The organism is Rhizobium leguminosarum, assembly GCF_010668065.1.
In the GTDB taxonomy this organism is placed as follows: domain Bacteria; phylum Pseudomonadota; class Alphaproteobacteria; order Rhizobiales; family Rhizobiaceae; genus Rhizobium; species Rhizobium leguminosarum_S.
Map to the genome: position 1 here is coordinate 108,506 of NZ_WUEN01000004.1, position 17,982 is coordinate 126,487.

At 61.7% G+C, this 17,982-nt stretch carries 19 protein-coding genes and 1 pseudogene; 8 read left to right on the top strand and 12 right to left on the bottom strand.

Annotated features, from left to right (window positions below; all coding sequences use genetic code 11):
- From GR198_RS12580 to GR198_RS12595, 4 genes are all read right to left on the bottom strand, one after another.
- The gene (locus GR198_RS12580) at window positions 1–837 is read right to left on the bottom strand and encodes an ABC transporter permease subunit (protein WP_003540374.1); all 837 of its coding nucleotides are present in this window, start codon (window positions 835–837) and stop codon (window positions 1–3) included.
- An 86-nt stretch (window positions 838–923) separates the two neighbouring features.
- Complete coding sequence (gene ssuD, locus GR198_RS12585; protein WP_003540376.1) at window positions 924–2,114, bottom strand: FMNH2-dependent alkanesulfonate monooxygenase; 1,191 nt, start codon at window positions 2,112–2,114, stop codon at window positions 924–926.
- 363 nt (window positions 2,115–2,477) lie between these two features.
- A complete protein-coding gene (locus tag GR198_RS12590; RefSeq protein ID WP_029870752.1) occupies window positions 2,478–3,443 on the bottom strand; it encodes an aliphatic sulfonate ABC transporter substrate-binding protein in 966 nt (321 codons plus the stop codon).
- 178 nt (window positions 3,444–3,621) lie between these two features.
- Entirely contained in the window at window positions 3,622–3,990 is a 369-nt protein-coding gene (locus GR198_RS12595) for a hypothetical protein (RefSeq protein ID WP_029870751.1), read from the bottom strand.
- Between the two features lie 162 nt (window positions 3,991–4,152).
- Between GR198_RS12595 and GR198_RS12600 the strand changes: the two genes are divergently transcribed.
- Together GR198_RS12600 and GR198_RS12605 are read left to right on the top strand one after the other, a co-directional pair.
- Window positions 4,153–5,022 carry an NAD(P)-dependent oxidoreductase gene (locus GR198_RS12600; RefSeq protein WP_003540382.1) on the top strand — a complete coding sequence of 290 codons (870 nt, stop codon included), beginning with the start codon at window positions 4,153–4,155 and terminating at the stop codon, window positions 5,020–5,022.
- On the top strand, window positions 5,019–5,702 hold the full coding sequence (locus GR198_RS12605; RefSeq protein ID WP_164022667.1) for a DNA alkylation repair protein: 684 nt from the start codon (window positions 5,019–5,021) through the stop codon (window positions 5,700–5,702). Before GR198_RS12600 ends, GR198_RS12605 begins: the two co-directional genes overlap by 4 nt.
- 27 nt (window positions 5,703–5,729) lie before the next feature.
- Here GR198_RS12605 and GR198_RS12610 read toward each other — a convergent pair whose 3' ends face one another.
- The 5 genes from GR198_RS12610 to GR198_RS12630 all read right to left on the bottom strand — a co-directional run bounded on the left by GR198_RS12610 (window position 5,730) and on the right by GR198_RS12630 (window position 10,571).
- On the bottom strand, window positions 5,730–6,626 hold the full coding sequence (locus tag GR198_RS12610; protein WP_003540384.1) for a LysR substrate-binding domain-containing protein: 897 nt from the start codon (window positions 6,624–6,626) through the stop codon (window positions 5,730–5,732).
- 447 nt (window positions 6,627–7,073) lie between these two features.
- Window positions 7,074–8,102, bottom strand: a complete 1,029-nt coding sequence (locus tag GR198_RS12615) for a porin (RefSeq protein ID WP_003540385.1) — start codon at window positions 8,100–8,102, stop codon at window positions 7,074–7,076.
- Window positions 8,103–8,818: 716 nt separating this feature from the next.
- Window positions 8,819–9,307 (bottom strand): Lrp/AsnC family transcriptional regulator, encoded by a 489-nt coding sequence (locus GR198_RS12620; protein ID WP_003540387.1) that lies wholly within the window; start codon window positions 9,305–9,307, stop codon window positions 8,819–8,821.
- A gap of 69 nt (window positions 9,308–9,376) precedes the next feature.
- Complete coding sequence (locus GR198_RS12625) at window positions 9,377–10,009, bottom strand: uracil-DNA glycosylase family protein (RefSeq protein ID WP_164047781.1); 633 nt, start codon at window positions 10,007–10,009, stop codon at window positions 9,377–9,379.
- A gap of 4 nt (window positions 10,010–10,013) precedes the next feature.
- Window positions 10,014–10,571 (bottom strand): thermonuclease family protein, encoded by a 558-nt coding sequence (locus tag GR198_RS12630; RefSeq protein ID WP_164069083.1) that lies wholly within the window; start codon window positions 10,569–10,571, stop codon window positions 10,014–10,016.
- Between the two features lie 106 nt (window positions 10,572–10,677).
- Between GR198_RS12630 and GR198_RS12635 the strand changes: the two genes are divergently transcribed.
- Window positions 10,678–12,213 carry a sensor histidine kinase gene (locus tag GR198_RS12635; RefSeq protein WP_164069204.1) on the top strand — a complete coding sequence of 512 codons (1,536 nt, stop codon included), beginning with the start codon at window positions 10,678–10,680 and terminating at the stop codon, window positions 12,211–12,213.
- Between the two features lies 1 nt (window position 12,214).
- Here GR198_RS12635 and GR198_RS12640 read toward each other — a convergent pair whose 3' ends face one another.
- Window positions 12,215–12,598 (bottom strand): diacylglycerol kinase, encoded by a 384-nt coding sequence (locus tag GR198_RS12640; RefSeq protein ID WP_164022664.1) that lies wholly within the window; start codon window positions 12,596–12,598, stop codon window positions 12,215–12,217.
- Window positions 12,599–12,738: 140 nt separating this feature from the next.
- A complete protein-coding gene (gene cobT, locus GR198_RS12645; RefSeq protein WP_020050292.1) occupies window positions 12,739–13,755 on the bottom strand; it encodes a nicotinate-nucleotide--dimethylbenzimidazole phosphoribosyltransferase in 1,017 nt (338 codons plus the stop codon).
- A 156-nt stretch (window positions 13,756–13,911) separates the two neighbouring features.
- Here cobT and GR198_RS12650 point away from each other — a divergent pair, with 156 nt between their 5' ends.
- From GR198_RS12650 to GR198_RS12670, 5 genes are all read left to right on the top strand, one after another.
- A complete protein-coding gene (locus GR198_RS12650; protein ID WP_003540399.1) occupies window positions 13,912–14,694 on the top strand; it encodes an adenosylcobinamide-GDP ribazoletransferase in 783 nt (260 codons plus the stop codon).
- 18 nt (window positions 14,695–14,712) lie between these two features.
- Entirely contained in the window at window positions 14,713–14,931 is a 219-nt protein-coding gene (locus GR198_RS12655) for a DUF1289 domain-containing protein (protein WP_003540405.1), read from the top strand.
- Window positions 14,928–15,629, top strand: coding sequence for a TIGR02281 family clan AA aspartic protease (locus GR198_RS12660; RefSeq protein ID WP_131709241.1), 702 nt, complete (start codon window positions 14,928–14,930; stop codon window positions 15,627–15,629). The genes GR198_RS12655 and GR198_RS12660 overlap by 4 nt, the downstream gene beginning before the upstream one ends.
- Window positions 15,630–15,818: 189 nt before the next feature.
- Window positions 15,819–16,256: an EamA family transporter gene (locus GR198_RS12665; RefSeq protein WP_164069084.1), complete on the top strand. Its 438-nt coding sequence runs from the start codon at window positions 15,819–15,821 to the stop codon at window positions 16,254–16,256.
- Window positions 16,257–16,354: 98 nt separating this feature from the next.
- A complete protein-coding gene (locus GR198_RS12670; protein WP_164069085.1) occupies window positions 16,355–17,278 on the top strand; it encodes a LysR family transcriptional regulator in 924 nt (307 codons plus the stop codon).
- On the opposite strand, the pseudogene GR198_RS12675 reads toward GR198_RS12670, so the two are convergent.
- A pseudogene (locus GR198_RS12675) lies at window positions 17,241–17,977 on the bottom strand (SDR family oxidoreductase). The gene GR198_RS12670 and the pseudogene GR198_RS12675 sit on opposite strands and share 38 nt — an antisense overlap.
- Window positions 17,978–17,982 lie beyond the last annotated feature (5 nt).

Here is a 17,982-nt window from a genome sequence, read left to right on the forward strand (position 1 = left end):
CTATTTCTGATAGACCGGGTTCCAGGCGAGCAGCCGCCTCTCCAGCACCCGGGCGATGACATCGGCAAGCTTGCCGAGCACGGCATAAATGACGAGGGCGAGCACGACGACGTCAGTCATCATGAATTCGCGGGCATTGTTGGCCATGTGGCCGATGCCAGACGATGCAGCGATCGATTCCGATACGATCAGCGTCAGCCACATGATACCGAGCGCATATCTGAGGCCGACGAAGATCGACGGCAGCGCACCTGGAAAGATCACCTTGCGAAAAAGCGTCCAGTTGCCCATGCCATAGACCTTGCCCATCTCGATCAGATCGCGATCGACATTGCGCACCCCGTGATAGGTGTTGAGATAAACCGGGAAGAGCACGCCGAGCGAGGTCAGAAACAGCTTCGATTCCTCGCCGATCCCGAACCACAGGATGACAAGCGGGATCATCGCCAGATGCGGAATGGTGCGCAGCATCTGCAGCGTCGTATCGGTCAGCTGTTCGGAGATGCGCGACACGCCATTGGCGATACCGAGCAGGAAGCCGATCGAACCGCCGACGAGAAGGCCGGCAAAGGCGCGGCCGGCGCTCACCAGCACGTCGTTCGGCAACTGGCCGGAAACCGTCGTCGACCAGAAGGCGAGGCCGACATCGGCCGGCGACGGCATGATGCGCGATGAGATCCAGCCGGCCGAGGAGGCAAGCTGCCACAACGCCACGATCGCCATCGGCACCAGATAGGGGGTCAGCTTGTCCAGGCCGGGCAGCGGCAGGCGCGAACCCGCCTTCCCGGCTTTTTCGGAAGCGACCGACCGTACGAATGGAGTATCGAAAGTCGACATGCATTGTCCTCGCGCTTATCGGGAGCAGGATGCCACAAGCCCTAAGCGACTTGCGGCGGTGTCACGCTCTGCGTCTTCGTTCGAGTTCAGGAGCCGGAGACGACTTTCAGATTGCCGCCATGGCTGCCGCCTGCGAAGACCTGCTTGCGGCCGAACTCGTTGTTGAAGCCCAGGCGCTGTTGCTCGCGGGTGATGCCGAGTTCGGGGAAAAGCAGTTCGGCGACGCGATAGGCCTCTTCGAGATGCGGATAGCCGGAGCCGATCACCGTATCGATGCCGATCTCCTGATACTCGCGAAGGCGCGCGGCCACCGTCTTCGGCGAGCCGACCAGCGCCGTGCCCGCACCGGCGCGCACCAGGCCGACGCCGGCCCAGAGGTTCGGCGAGACTTCGAGCCTGTCGCGCCGGCCGCCGTGAAGGGCGGCCATGCGCTTCTGGCCGACCGAGTCGGACTCATGAACGAAGCGCTCCTGCGCCTCGCGGATCGTATCGTCGTCGAGATGGCGGATCAGCCGCTCGGCCGCCTCCCACGCCTCCTCGTCGGTTTCGCGCACGATGAAGTGCAAACGAATGCCGAAGCTTACCTCGCGGCCGCGCTCGCCGGCGGCTTTGCGCACCTTGGTAATCTTCTCGGCAACCTGTGCCGGCGGCTCGCCCCAGGTCAGGTACTTGTCGACACGGCCGACGGAGAAATCGATGCCGGCATCCGACGAGCCGCCGAAATAGAGCGGCGGGCGCGGGTTCTGCACCGAGGGAAAGCCGAGGCGCGCATTGGTCGCCTTGATGTATTTGCCGTCGAAGCTTGCCGTTCCCTTTTCCAGCAGTTCCTCGAAAACGGTGAAGAACTCCTCGGCATGGGCGTAGCGCTCGTCATGCTCGAGATGGATGCCATCACCGGCAAGCTCCGCCGGGCTACCACCGACGACGATGTTGAGCAGCAGGCGGCCGTTGGAGATGCGGTCGAGCGTCGTCGCAAGACGCGCGTAATAGGCAGGCGATGCCGTGCCGGGACGGATCGCCACCAGAAACTGCAGCTTCTCGGTCTTGGCGGCAAGGGCTGCCGCCGTCACGAAGGATTCTTCGCAGGCAACCCCGGTTGGCAGCAACACGCCGGAATAGCCGAGCCGGTCGACGGCCTGGGCGATCTGCGTGAGATAGCCGATCTCGGGCGCGCGGTTGAGATCGGAGGAGCCGAGATAGGTGCCGTCGCCCGATGTCGGGATGAACCAGAGGAAGTTGATGGGCTCGGATGTGCCAGTATTGGAGATGGTGGTCATTGGAAGACGGTCCTTTAGCTGCGGAATTCGAAAATCAACTCGCGTGGTCGAGATGGCTCTCTGTCTGCCTTGCCTAGCGCCGCCGCCGCACAGATGCTTGGGAGGATCGTGGTGGCGGCGGAGGCGGCAAGAAGGCCGGCTGTCTGTCTATGCGCGAGCATCTGAAATATCCCTGTCGATCGGATGGCAGCAGGCAGATGCCTTTCGGTGTCCGCTCGATCGCGAGGATAGTGACATAGACCATCAATTAGATCGACAATATCAATTTGCTATTCTAATCCGTTTTGGAGAATATTTTTCCGGTTCAGCGGCATGGAGGCCCTCTCCATGCCGCCTCGCGGAAATCTTGGCTCGGCCGGAAAATCAGCTTGCCTTGGGACGCCAGACGATATCGCCGGTCGTAAGCTTCTTCGGCAGGATGCCGAGCCCGTGGAACTCGTCGGCGAGCGCCTGCTGATAGGCGGCGGCGGCATCGGTGATGGTCGAGACGCTGCCGAGATCGGCGCCCTTTCGCGTCAAGGTCACGCGCGTCACGTCAACCGGCACGCCGGTGATCTCGGAAAGTTCCTTCACCGTCTCGTCGAGATTGCTCTGGGCCGACGTGCCGACCTTGGCAAGCTCATCGATCACGTCGACGACCACCTGCCCATTGGCATCGGTGAAATCGCGATTGGCGAGGAAGAAACTGTAGGAGTCGACGATGCCTTCGGCGGTCGTCAGGATACGTGTCTCCGGATCGGCTTCGGCAATCGCCAGATAGGGGTCCCAGATCGACCAGGCGTCGATGCTGCCATTCTTAAAGGCGGCGGCGGCATCCGGCGGCGAAAGGTCGAGCTGCTCGACATCTTCGGGCTTCAAGCCCGCCTGGCGCAGAACCTTGACGGTTACGTTATGCGCGCTGGAGCCGCGCTTGAAGGCAACCTTTTTGCCCTTGAGGTCTTCAAGCGTCTTGATGGGCGAATCCTTGCGCACGAGGATGGCCGAGGCTGCCGGGCTGCCCTGGTAGAGACCGACATAATAGAGCTGCCCGCCGGCCGCCTGGGCAAAGAGCGGCGGCACATCGCCGGTCGCACCGAAATCGAGAGCGCCGGCGCCCAGCGCTTCGAGAAGCGGTGGACCGGAGGTGAACTCCGACCAGCTGACGGTAATGCCGCGATCGGCAAGCCGCTTCTCAAGCGCGCCGCGCCGCTTGGCGAGCGCCAGCACGCCATTCTTCTGCCAGCCGATGCGGAATTCGCTGGCGGCAGCGCGTGCCGGCCGGACAGCCGGCAGGATTGCCGTGGCCACAGCAGCTCCGAAAAGCCCGAGCGTTTGTCGACGTGAAATCATGACTTTTCCCCTTTTTGATGATGCCAAGCCAGTTTTCGGCTGGTCGACCTGTCAGTGATGAATGTCATGATGATGAAATCTATATTTTAGATCGACAATTTTATTTGCAACATTTGGCCTTTGCTGAAATTTTGCGGCCCGGAAATCGACCTCAAGCGGAATTTTTTTCGCGCGTCCCTCACTCCCGACCTTCGGCGGCCAGGCGCTCACGGATGAAGGTGGGGCCGCCGGCAAGACGCTTCGCAAGCAGGCTTGCGGGATCGACCATGCGCCAATAGGGCGTAACCGTCGAAACCGGCTCGCCCTTCTCCAGCGCGCCGAATGACAACTCGGCGATCGCACGCAAATGCCGCTGCACGGTCACCGGACAACAGGCGTCCGCCCCGTATTGAGCGGCGAGGCGGCGGCGGAGAGTGCCGACTTCGGTGAAGACACCTTCCGGTGCCGATCGAATCTGCTCTACGACCATCTGCTGCGATGGAATAAGCATCGCCTGCATTCCGCTACGGCCTTTGCGCCGCGGCTTGATCGTCGGAATTTCGCTCATGTCACCCCCGGAACATAATGCCTTCCCTCCAATCTAGGGCTCGGCCGAACGGTAGCCAGCCTCATATGCGTCAATCGGAAGGAAGTCCGTATTCACGGGCTTTTCTGCTCCCGCCGTTTCGGTTAATCCTCGGGCCTGCACTTGAGGAAAAGGATAGGACATATGGCAAAAGTCGCGTTCATCGGTCTCGGCGTCATGGGTTTCCCTATGGCGGGACATCTGAAGACGAAAGGCGGCCACGATGTCACCGTCTATAACCGCACGCCGGCAAAAGCCGCCGCCTGGGCCGCGAAATTTTCAGGCCACGCCGCCCCCACCCCGGCCGAGGCCGCCGCCGGTGCCGATTTCGTCTTCGTCTGCGTCGGCAATGACGAAGATCTCCGCTCGGTGACATTAGGCGAGAACGGCGCTTTACACGGCATGAAGCCCGGTTCGGTGCTGATCGACAACACCACAGCCAGCGCTGAAGTCGCCCGCGAACTTTATGCCGCGGCAAAGGAAAAAGGTGTCGATTTCATCGACGCTCCCGTCTCCGGCGGCCAGGCCGGCGCCGAAAACGGTGTCCTGACCGTCATGTGCGGCGGCGACGAGGCCGTCTTCGAACGCGCCAGGCCTGTCATCGACGCCTATGCCCGCATGGTTGGCCTGATGGGGCCGGCAGGCTCGGGCCAGCTGACCAAGATGGTCAACCAGATCTGCATCGCCGGCCTCGTCCAGGGACTTGCCGAAGCGCTGCATTTCGGCAAGCGCGCCGGCCTCGATATTGAAAAAGTCGTCGAGGTGATCTCGAAGGGTGCAGCCGGCTCCTGGCAGATGGAAAACCGCCATAAGACTATGAACGCAGGCAAATACGACTTCGGCTTCGCGGTCGACTGGATGCGCAAGGATCTCGGCATCGTGCTCACCGAAGCCCGCCGCAACGGCGCCAAGCTGCCGGTCACCGCGGTCGTCGACCAGTTCTATGGCGACGTGCAGGCAATGGGCGGCAATCGCTGGGACACATCCTCGCTGCTCGCCCGCCTCGAGAAATGATCGGCCCCTCCTCCGATGCGGCCGACCTGATCGCGCATCTCGAAACGCTGCGTTCGGAGGAGAATGTCGCCGGCATGGCGCGCTTCGGCATCGTCACCGGCGGTGCCCTCGGCATCTCCAATCCCGATATCCGCGCGGTCGCCAGACTGGCGAAGAAGGATCACCTCAGGGCAATTCAGCTCTGGCGAAGCGATATCCGCGAAGCCCGCCTGCTCGCCCTCTACACAGCCGAACCGAAGCGGTTGACGACGGAAGAAGCCCGACATTGGGCCGATGATTTCAACTCCTGGGAGATCGTCGATTGCGCCGCCGATCTCTTCGTCGAGGCCGGGCTGGACGAGCTCATCTCAGACTTCGCCGCCGACGAGCGTGAATTTATCAGGCGCACCGCCTTCGCCATGATTGCCGGTGCCGCCGCCCATCGGAAAATGGAGTCCGACGCGACCCTCCTTGCCTGGATGCCGCTGATCGCGGCCCATGCCTGCGACCCGCGAAACTTCGTTCGCAAGGCGGTGAATTGGGCGCTGCGCAGCATCGGCAAGCGCAATCTCGCCTGCCATGCACCGGCGCTGGCACTTGCAAAGATCCTGGCGGAAAGCCCTGATAAAACCGCCCGCTGGATCGGCAAGGATGCCGCCAGGGAACTGGCCGGCGAAAAGCTCTTGGCACGGTTGAGATAAGACGGGATGCCGGCTCGAATAACTAAATCAATGCTGCCTGGACTTTTCGACCAGGAAATCGATCAGGACCCGCACCGCCGGCGGCATGCCCTTGGCCGTCGTGAAGACGATGTAGAACTGGCTCTCCTCCGACTGCCATTCCGGCAGCACCCGCACCAGCTTGCCGGCCTGGAGATCGGCCTCACAGGCACTTTCGAGCAGAAGCCCGAAGCCGAGGCCGGCACGGGCCGCGTCGAGGATGGCGGTCATGCTGCGGCAGGTGAGCCGTGGCTGATGCCGAATCACCTGTTTGGCGTCATTCGGACCGACCAGTTCCCAGGTGTGGAACGACACCCATGACGTCATTGCCAACGTCGGCAGCTCGGCGAGTTCGTCCACGCAGTTCAAACTGCCTGTACGCTCGACGAGCGATGGACTTGCGACCAGGATACGCCGGATACGGTCGAGCTTGCGCATCGTCAGGCTCGTCTGCGTCTCCGGCTCGTTGGTCGCCCTCACCTCGAGGTCGATCCGTTCGTTGATGAGATCGGCGCGCCGGTCGGAGCCAATGATCTGCAGCTTGATCTTCGGATAACGTTCCAGGAATTCGGGCAGGATCCCCCCGACCGAGATGTCGACGAGACCGAGCGGACAGCCCATCCGCACCACACCCTGCGGGTCGGACTGAGCCTCGCTGACGATCGATTTGGCACGATCGGCCTCCTGCAGGATGGTCTGGCATCTTTCGTAGAAAGCCTGGCCGATTTCAGTCACCCGGAAGTGGCGGGTCGAGCGTTCTATGAGCCTCGCGCCAAGCCCTTCCTCAAGCCGGCTGACCCGCCTGCTGAGTTTCGAACGCGGTATTTTGAGATCGCGACTTGCCGAAGCAAAACCGCCGCTGGAGACGACGGCGGCGAAATAATAGTAGTCGTTGAGATCGTCCATAAGAACAAGCTATCCGCGAGTAGGAATGAATGCCGGCCCCCAGCAAGGGTTGTATCCTCTCTCCCAAAAAGCTGTGATCACATTGTCGGCATTGGATTTTCTTTTCGCGACCTGTTGCGACAAAACAAACCGATGCCGAATGGGAGAATGGACAAACAGCCGTCCGCACGACAATTCTATCGGTGGATCCAGCTCGTTGGAAAAATGGAAAAACAGGGTGCCTCTAGAACGAGGCTGGCGGGATGCCGAGTGCAATACACACCGCACCGGTTCGGCTCACCTGAAGGCATCGTGATTGACTGCCTTGAAGACAGTACGCCGGAAACGCTGCAAGGACGGTCCGGCAGGGAAGACCGGACCCGTCCCCGTAGCTGATCGGAGGTCACTCGGATCAGAAACTGATTGTAGTGCTCCCGGTCCGAAGACCGGGAGCATCCACCAAGTGGATTAGAACGAACGCTGCAGGCGGAAGTAGCCCGAAGTGGAGTCGTCACCATCATCCGGATCGAGGTACTGAACCGAAGCCTTGGCGTAGAAGTTGTCGACGATCTGGTAATCAACCGTCAGACCGACCTTCCAAGCATCGCCGAGACCGTCGAAATCATCAGGTACGACAGTGCCGCCGCCGAAGTAGTTGCCGTAGTACTGAACGGCCGGGGTGATCTTGAGCTTGTCGGTTGCCTTGATAGCGTATTCGGCAGCAACAGCCCATTCAGCCGAGGAGTAGTACGAGTTCGGGCCAGTGGAGTATACGCCGGCGAGGCCGAGCGTACCGGGACCGATGTCAACGGTACCCATTGCACGGATAGCGCCGTCTTCGTTGTCGACGTCATAGCCACCGGTGATCTGGTAGCTGAACACACCGGCAGTGCCGCCAACGCCGAAGGCAACGCCAACGTTGTTAGCTTCTTCGCCAGCCTTGTAAACGCCATCTTCCAGTTCGTCGACGCTGAGGCCGGCGTAGAAGGTGCCGCTTTCATACTGATAGCGGATCGAGTTGTGCAGCGTTACGACCGAACCGATGTCGTCGGTTTCGCCAGAGAGACCATCGTCCCACCAGCTGTAGAACAGACCGGCGCGGAAGCCCGCGACGTCGAGGTAAGCGGAGTCGAGGATGGCATCCTGATCGGTGGCATTGTCAGCATTGAACTGCATGACGATGACGCCGGTCAGCGGACCATACTCGGTGTCGCTCTTGGCCGTGAACTGAACCTGACCGCGAGTTACTGCATCCCAATCAGAATCGTTGTCACCACCTGGCTGGTCGCCAACGTTGACCTGGAAACGGATGTAGCCTTCGATCTTGAGGCAGGTTTCGGTGCCCGGGATGTAGAAGTAGCCGGTGCCGTAAGCGTCGCAGACGCGAACGTATTCAACCGGTTCCGGCTCGGCAGCAACGATAGCGTCAGCTGCAAGAACCGGCGTCGATGCAGCAAATGCTGCTGCTGATGCAAGCAAAACCATTCTGATGTTCATTTACCAATCCATTCCTTTGTCGATCGGGGCAGGCTTCAGATCGGGTAGTCGATTTGAAGCCGGCCCAGTTTGAACAGCCATCTCGGCGTGCGGATCGATCGAACCGCCAAACCGTCATCACATACAAGGCTCTATCAAGCAATTGTCGATGCACGCCAGATGGGTTCTCACCGGCTACTTTCCCCGGCAACGTGATTTTTATACAACAATTTCAAATATTTATAAAGAAAACACGCCAAGCGGCTCCGCGACGGAAATCCTCCATCGCAAGCCGCAAACGCTACACCCCATTGTCAAATTCCCCACCGTCCGACCCCCGTCGAACATACTGGTGAAGCGCATAAACTCTACCGCCGGCTAACAAGCACAAACAAGGTGGCGGTTTAGAACATGGTGTCCTGAATTCGATACCAATGAGACAAAATTATGACATATCGCCCACTGGTTTCATCGACCATAACCCCGGAATCCTTACCAGGCTATTCATTTTTCCAGGAATTGGGGGCGATTTGAGCGTTTTTTCGCTATTTTTGAGGCTTTTTTGCAATCACCGACCGCACATGCCAGAACTCGGTCTTGCCGAACCGGCATTCCCGCGTGCGGCCAGAGTGTCACACCTCGCCTCCAACGGGCATATCCCCGGTTAGACTCACGTCTGGTCCCAGTCCTCGTTGGATTTTGCATGATCGCGTGCGGTCATGGCCGCACGCTTGGCCTCAATCCTCGTTGGACTTGGCATTGTCGAGAATCATGTAGTCGAGCGGCAGTTGCGTCGAATACTTGATCTGCTCCATCGCAAAGGCGGAGGAAACGTCGCGAATCTCGATCTTGGCGATCATCCGCTTATAAAAAGCGTCATAGGCGGCGATATCGGGCACGACGACTCGCAGGAGATAGTCGACATCGCCGCTCATCCGGTAGAATTCGACCACTTCGGGGAATTCGGCGACCACCTCGGAAAAGCGGCGCAGCCATTCGATCGAATGGGTGGCAGTGCGAATCGACACAAAGACGGTGACCTTGGTGTTGACCTTCTCCGGATCGAGAATGGCGACTCGGCGCTTGATGACGCCGTCTTCTTCCATCTTCTGGATGCGTCGCCAGCATGGCGTCGTCGAGAGACCCACTTTCTTGGCGAGATCGGCAACGGCAAGCGTCGAATCTTCTTGCAGAAGACGCAGTATTTTTCGGTCGAGGCGATCCATGCGCACAACAGTCCTTTCGAATTATTTTCTTTGTATAACTCGATTCCGCGCAACGAAAAGAATTTTGTTTCAGGAAAGCAGCATTTTCGTCCGTTCCTGCAAGACCGGGAGCAATTCTTTCTCGAACCAGGGATTGCGCTTCAGCCAGCCGCTATTGCGCCAGCTCGGATGCGGCAGCGGCAGCACCGCCGGCGATCGGTCGGACAGAAGACAGTCACGCCATGCCCGCACCGTCTCGGTCATATTGTCCTGCCTTTCGCCGGCCATATGCCAGGCCTGCGCATATTGGCCGATGACCAGCACCAGTTCGATCTGCGGCATGGCCGAGATCACTCTTTGCCGCCAGAATGGCGCGCATTCGCGCCGCGGCGGCAGATCCGCGCCCTTGTCGTCGTAGCCAGGAAAGCAGAAGCCCATCGGCACGATGGCGAATCGGTCGCGGTCATAGAAGCTTGCCCTGTCAACGCCGAGCCATGATCGCAGCCGGTCGCCCGATGCGTCGTCGAACGGCAGGCCGCTCTCATGCACCCGAAGCCCGGGCGCCTGCCCGGCGATCAGGATGCGCGCGCTCGATGAGATCACCGCCACCGGCCGCGGCTCGTGCGGCAGCCGGTATTCGAGGCCTTTCGCCGGTGCGTCGCGACAGATGCGACAGCAGGCGATCTCCCGCCGTAGCGTCTCCAGCATGGCTTCGTCGCTCATGGTTTTACTCCCATCCGACGACCTGCCCGATGAAGCGCAGGGCGCCATCGAAGCCGGAACTCTGGCGCGCATGATCGCGCACATCGCGCGGCCGCTCGAAAGTTCCGGCCCAGAGACCGGTCTTCTCAGCCTTCGCCTCGGCCTCCTCCTTGCCATAATCGCCATAGGAGATGGCCATGCCCCGGCGCACCATGGCGGCATTGATGTCGCCGCCCGCCCCGCTCAGGCAGACGACGAGCAGCCTGTCGTAGCGGTCGCGCCGGCTGCCCTGACAAAGCGTTCCCGGTACCAGCACCATGTCCTGCAGCGCCGCGCGCGCCGCGCGCCCGCAGGCCCAGGCTTTCCCCGCCCGCTCGCAGCTCTGGTTGAGTTCCGGCGCATCGATGCCTTCGAGGCGCAAACGTTCGTCTCCCAATACCAGGCTGTCGCCGTCGGCAGCATGGAAGGCGCCCGCATGCTCGATTTTTGCTGCATCGTTGAGCTTGGCGGCGATCAGCGCCACGAGCGCCAGCAGGGCAAAAGCAATCACGCCGTCGCGAATCAGGCGCAGGCCCCGTGTCACGCTTTCGCCTCCTTAAAAAACAAATCCTTGGCAAAGATGGCAAACATCTTCTTAAGAATTGCCGGTTAAGCTCTTATCCACCCTGGGATGAAGTTTCAACGTGCACATGAGTACCGGCGTAAGCACATCGACCGACAAGATCATCGTCGACAGGTCGCGCAGCCACCGCAACAAGGCCGTTTCCAAGGCCGTGCGGCAGACGCGCGAACGTCTTCAGTCCGGTCATGCGTCCAATTCCTCCTTCGATCGTGACGTGCTCGACATGTATGTGGCGTCGGTGCTGCAGGGCGCGACGATCATGCCGCTCTTCGTCGTCATCATCACCGCGCTTGGCGTCTATTTCACTGAAGATACGCAATTGATCTTCTGGGCGCTGCTGACACTCACCTGTCACGCCGGCAATATCCTGCTTGCAAGGCGCGCGCGCCGGCAGGAGATCACCGCCGAGAGCGCCCGCAAATGGCGCCGCCTGCTGCTCTCCGGCCAGTTCCTGATTGGCTGCTGCTGGGCCGTCTTCGCATTACAGGGTTGCGACACCTGCGAGCCGTCGAGCTTCGTTCTTTATAAAGGCGCCACGCTGCTGATCGCGCTCTCCGTCACGGCGATGTCGAACTTCATGCTGACGCCCGCCGTGCTCGCCGCCTTCTCGCCGGCGGTCCTGGCGCTTGCCGCCAAGAGCGGCCTGTCGCGCGACCTCCTCGAAATCAGCCTGACGGGGCTCTTCACCACCACCCTCGTCTTCTTCAATTATATCAGCGACCGGCTCTTCAAGTCGAACCTCAGGATCCTTTCCTACCAATCGGAGAAGGACGACCTGATCGCCGAGCTGGAAGTGGCGAAATCGATGTCGGACGAGGCTCGCCGCCGCGCCGAAGAGGCAAACCTCGCCAAGTCGCGCTTCCTTGCCTCCATGTCGCACGAGCTTCGAACCCCGCTCAACGCCATACTCGGCTTTTCCGAGGTGATGTCGGCCGAAGTCATGGGGCCGCTCGCCAATCCGACCTACAAGGAATATGCCGGCGATATCCACCGCTCCGGCCAGCATCTGCTTGATCTCATCAACGAGATCCTCGACCTGTCGCGCATCGAGGCCGGCAAATACGAACTGAGCGAGGAGGCGATCTCGCTGCTCGATATCACCGAAGATTGCATCGGCATGGTCCAGCTGCGCGCCCGCGCCAAGAACATTGCCATTTCGGACCAGTTCGAGCGGCAGCTGCCGGCCATCTGGGCCGACGAAAAGTCGATGCGCCAGGTGGTGCTCAATCTTCTCTCCAATGCCGTCAAGTTCACGCCGCAGGGCGGCGAGATCCACGTCAAGGTCGGCTGGACCGCCGGCGGCGGCCAGTACATCTCGATCAAGGACAACGGCCCCGGCATTCCGGAAGAAGAGATTCCCGTCGTCTTGTCGGCCTTCGGCCAAGGCTCGATCGCCATCAAGAGCGCCGAACAGGGCACCGGCCTCGGCCTGCCCATCGTCCAGGCGATCCTTGCCAAGCATGACGGACAGTTCCTGCTGAAATCGAAGCTGCGCGAGGGCACCGAGGTCATCGCCATCCTGCCCGCCAAGCGCGTGCTCCAGAGCCTGCCGGCCGTCGAGGAGGCCCAGGCCGTCGCGCGCAAACGCAAGAGTTTTGCCTGATTCAACTAAAGAACAGGTGCTTAGCGAAGACGAAGCCGAGATAGAGGCAGCAGGCGGCGATCATGCAGGTCACCGCGAAGGAGCCGAGATCCTTGGCATGTTTTCCGACGATCGAAATCTCCGGCGAAATCCGGTCGATCACCTCTTCGACGGCGGTATTCATCGCCTCCATCGAAAAGAGCCCGAGAAACAGAAGCACCGCGACGACGATCTCGCCCGCAGTGGCTCCCACCAGCGCCAGCGCCGCGATCGAAACGACGAAGAATCCGAGTTCCTGGCGGAAGGCCGCCTCTTTCAGCACCCGCAGGAAACCCGCCCAGGAATAGCTGGCGGCGGCGATGAAATGCCGAAGTCCGGTCTCTTTCGTCACCGCAGGCTTCGTCAAGATGCCCTCTCCTCTTCCCGTTGCATCACAGACCGGGAGAGGCTTTGCCGTCTCCTCCTTTGATGAGCGAATACGCAAATACCGAATCCACTTGAGGCGCGCAAGCGAAGGCGTGCGGATCGGCGGCGCCGACCGCGGCCTTAATGCTTATTCGACACACCTGCCTGGGCGAAGGTCGCCATGCCGGAATGACAGGCGGCGGCCGCCTTGACGATACCGGCGGCTAGCGCCGCACCGGTGCCTTCTCCGAGCCGCATGCCGAGCGCCAGAAGCGGCGTCTTGCCGAGCATCTCGATCGAGCGCAGATGTCCGGGCTCGCCGGAGACATGGCCGATCAGGCAATGATCGAGTGCCGACGGATTGGCGGCTTTGAGGATCGCCGCCGCGGCGGTCGCGACATAACCGTCGATCAGCACCGGAATGCGCTCCATGCGCGCAGCAAGGATGGCGCCGGCCATCGCCGCGATCTCGCGGCCGCCAAGCCGACGCATGATCTCGAGCGGATCGTCGAGATGGTCACCATGCAGCGCTACCGCTTTTTCCACCGCTGCGATCTTGCGCTCCAGCATCTCGCCTTCCGAACCGGTGCCGGGTCCCACCCAGTCACGCGCCGAACCGCCGTAAAGCGCATAGTTGATCGCCGCCGCAATCGTCGTATTGCCGATGCCCATCTCGCCGATGCAGAGCAGGTCGGTGCCGCCGGCGATCGCCTCCATGCCGAAGGCCATGGTCGCGGCGCAATCGCGCTCGGAAAGCGCTGCCTCCTCGGTGATGTCGCCGGTGGGGTAATCGAGCGCCAGATCGAAGACTTTCAGCCCGAGATCATAGGCGACACAGATCTGGTTGATTGCCGCACCGCCCGCTGCAAAATTCTCGACCATCTGTTGCGTCACCGTTGGCGGAAAGGGCGTGATGCCCTGCCTGGTGACGCCGTGATTGCCGGCAAAGATCGCCACCAGCGGCCGGTTGACGGCAGGTGTGCGGCCCGTCCAGGCAGCAAGCCAGAAGGCGATTTCCTCGAGCCGTCCGAGCGCACCCGGCGGCTTGGTCAGCTGCGCGTCACGTTCGCGCGCCGCCACCAGCGCGCGGGCATCCGGCCCCGGCAGGTCACGGAGCAGGGTACGGAAATCGTCGAACGGCAGGCCTGAAACGCTCATCTGTGCGGTTTTCCTATGATTCCGGGTATTCTTGTTTTTTTCCCGCAAATCAGCTTCTTTGCAGGTGGCAACTCTCTTAAAGCGGGCGGACGAGGCGAACAACTCCAAAAGCGCCGCCGCGACCATAAGCCGAGACCTCCGGCAGAACGAAGCAGAATGAAGATCAAGGACTATGCGGTCGATACCGCCCGCGCCGTCGCCTTCCTCAGCCGCATTCCCATGCCGCCATCGCTGTTCAAAGGCTATGACGGCAGGCTCGGCCGGCTGGTGCGCGCCTTTCCCTTTGCCGGCATCGTCATCGGTTTCATCCCCGCACTCGCCCTCCTCCTGCTTTTGGGGCTGCGTGCGGACCCGCTGATGGCAGCCTTGATCGCGCTTTCCATCCAGGTCCTCGTCACCGGCGCGCTGCACGAGGACGGCCTGGCCGATACGGCCGACGGCATCGGCGGCGGCAAGAACCGCGAACAGAGCCTGCTCATCATGAAGGACAGCCGGATCGGCACCTATGGCGCGATAGCCCTGATCCTCTCCTTCGCGATCCGCGCCGCCGCGCTTGCTGTGATCGCCCGCCATTCCTCGCCGCTCACGGCAGCCCTCGCCATTCCCGCCGTCGCGGCTCTCAGCCGCGGCGCCATCGCCTGGCACTGGCAGCGGCTGGCGCCGGCAAAGGCCGATGGCGTGGCCGCCTCGACCGGCCAGCCGGACGAGGCGGCGATGCAGTTTGCGCTCGCCTCAGCCGGCCTCGTCGCAGCGCTTCTGATCTGGCCCGCATTCGGCCTGCGGCCGCTAGTCGCAAGCCTGCTCGCCACCGGCATCGCAGGGCTCGCCTTCACCGCCTTCATCCGCCGCAAGCTTGCCGGCCACACCGGCGATACGCTGGGCGCGACGCAGCAAATTTGCGAGATCGCCACTCTTTGCGCCCTTGCCACGGCACTTTGAAACTCCGATATATCGCTCATGCAAACACCCTGCATTCACCTCTGCTCCCTGGAGCCCAGCACCGGATTTTGCGCCGGCTGCGGCCGGACCCTTGAGGAAATCGGTAGCTGGACGAGCTATTCCGACACTGAGCGAACGCGGATCATGGCGCTACTACCGGCAAGGCTTGCCGGCGCCGCCACGGTGTCGAACCATGTGAAATCAAGCCTCGCCGGTAGGCAGGAGCGGCCTTTATGATCCGTTTGACCGTCTTCCTCGTCGTGATCGGCATCGGTCTTGCCGTGCTGATCCTCAACAGTGACAACAGCCGGATCCTTGGCCTGCAGAGCGATGACTTCGGCCGCGTCGTCTATCTGCTGCCGATCGCTCTGATGCTGTCGGCCGGCATCTGGGCGAGCCGGCGCAGCGTCGGCGAAACGATGCGCCAGATGATGATCTGGCTGGTCATCATCCTGGCGCTCGTGACCGTCTATCTCTATCGCCAGGAAGCTCTCGGCGTCGGCAACAGGCTGCTAGCCGGCCTCGTTCCGGGCCGTGCCGTCGTCGTTACCACAAGCGAGGGCGGCCAGGAGATCATCCTGCACAAGCTGCTGAACGGCCATTTCGAAGCCGATGTCGCGGTCAACGGCCAGACGATCCAGATGCTCGTCGATACCGGCGCGAGCATAGTGGCGCTGTCGCGCGAAGATGCCGAACGGATCGGCATCGATCTCTCCCGCCTCACCTATTCCATGACTATCATGACAGCCAACGGCCGCGGCCGCGCAGCACCCGTCACCCTCGACCAGGTAGCGATCGGCCCGATCATCCGCAACAATGTCGCAGCCAGCGTCGCCGAGGACGGCCGGCTCGACCAGAGCCTGCTCGGCATGAGCTTCCTGGAAACGCTGGGCTCGCTGCAGATGCAGACCGACGAACTCCGCATGCGCGATTAAGCCTCGCAGCGCTCCTGATCCCGCTGCCGCTGCGGGCGCCTTTACGGCAGCGGTCGGATCTGTCACCTTCAAGAGCAACAACAAGACCACAAAGAGCAAAAAGAAACTCCTAGTCTGGTGGCACCGCATGTTCGACCGGCCATTGCCCGAGGCGAGGCCTTGACCCATGGGTGCAACAGGAGTTTCGCAATGAATTCACTCTGGCCGATCGTCATCGGCGGCGTTCTGCCCGCCCTGTTCTGGGGCATCACCGCGATCTTCCAGAAGCAGAGCGCCACGGCTGCCACCGGCTCCGCCGTCTACCTGATCGCCTTCGGCGCTGCCTGCGCGCTCGCCGGCCTGATCGCCGCGCTGATCTGGCGCCCCGTCCCCTGGACCGCCGAGGGTCTCGGTTTTGCCGCCACCGCAGGCGCCTGCTTTGCCGTCGGCACCGGCCTCATCAGCTTTGCGCTTTTCACTTACGGTGTCCCCGTCTCAAAACTCGCGCCAATCTGGAGCTGCAACGTACTGGTGACGCTGGCGATAGGCGCCGTCTTTCTCGGCGAAGCCTCCGAACTCGACGTAATGAAGCTCGTCGCCGGCACCCTCCTCATCATCTCGGGCGCCCTTCTCGTCAGCAGCGCTTGACGGGAACTGGTGCGCCGCCACATGCTCCTGCGTTGCAGCGCCTTCTGCTTTGTTGATATCCTACGTCAAGGCGCTTCTGCGCCATACCGGAGCTCGACATGAACCCACGACAGTTGAAGACATTCCTCGCAGTGATCCGGCACGAAAATCTCACGCGCGCCGCTGCCGAGGTCAATCTCGCTCAGTCGAGCCTCAGCGACCAGATACAGGCGCTGGAAGAGGAACTGGGCGCAGACCTCTTCCTCCGCTCCCGGCAGGGCGTCGTCCCGACACCGGCAGGCGCGGTCCTCAAGGCCTATGCCGAAGAGATACTAGCACTGAACGACGAGGCGAAGGCCGCCGTCAGTGTTGCAGCCGGCAGCGCCGGACAGTCCATCACCTTGGGGACGCTCGAAACCATCGCCGCCGAGCGGCTGGCGCCTTGGCTGTCACTCTTTCGCAAGAAGAACCCAGACGTCGGCCTCAAGCTCAAGGTCGGCGGCAGCGGCGAATTGCTCGCGCAATTGCAGCATGGCTCGATCGATATCGCCTTCACCTTCGATCGCGGACAGCAGGATGAGCGCTTCTTGACGCGCCGCATCTGCAGCGAACCGCTGGCGCTGATTGCCGGCCGCGATTTTCAAGCCCGACCACCCGCAAGCCTCGCGGCACTGAGCACTGCACCCTTCGTCGCCACCGAAACCGGCTGCGTCTACCGTCACCTGTTCGACACGGCCTTTACCGAAGCACACATTGCAGCACCATCAATCGTCACCGAAGCCGACAGCATCGCGACGATCGTCCGGCTCGTCGCTTCCGGCACCGGTTATGGCCTCGTGCCGCGCCTTGCCGTCGGCCCGGCCGCAGCGCGGCGCAACGTCGTCGAACTGCCATGGCCGGGCAAACCACCCGCAGCCTCGCTGGTGATGATGTGGCGGCGCAGGCGCGTGCAGCCGCCGGCGCTTACCCTCCTGCTGCAATCGGCAAGCGAAGAACTCTCGCCGCTCAGACCAGCCGATGCCCGCCTTCGACATGCAGGATAGTGCCTGTCGTAAATCCATTGCCGATCAGAAAGCGGATTGCATCGGCAATATCATCGGGCCGTCCAACGCGTCCGGCCGGCAGGCGCTGTGCCATCGCATCAAGTGTCGCCTGCTTGGCGTCGCCGGCGACGAAGCTCCAGATCGGCGTATCTACCCATCCGGGCGACACCGCGTTGATCCGGATCGGCGCCAGTTCGACGGCAAGCGCCTGACCAGGCCTTCGAGCGCCGCATTGACGGCTGCGACCACTGATCCACGCGCCGCCGGCCGGTAGGCCGCGACACCTGACGTATAAGTAATCGATCCTGAGGGCGGCAGATGGGCGGCGCCGTATTTCGCCAGCAGCAGCGGCCCGTAGAACTTGCTTTCGACCACCCTTTGCGCCGCCATAAGCTCGATCGTAGGCAGCAGCTGATAGGCGCCTTCGATATCGGCCGCCGTGCTGACGATGTGATCGACCGGCCCGCTATTGCAAAACAGCGCCGCGACCTCTTCCTCGCGCGATATATCGACTGCAACCGTCGCCAATCCAGGATGCTCGCCGAGATCGCGACGGGCCGCCATAAGCTTGTCTTCGCTGCGTCCTGCGATCGTTACCGCCGCCCCTTCCCCGAGCAAGCGCCTCGCCAGCGCCAGCCCCATTCCGGAACTGCCGCCAACAATAATGATCTTCGCGCCTTCGATCCTGATATCCGTCATCTGCC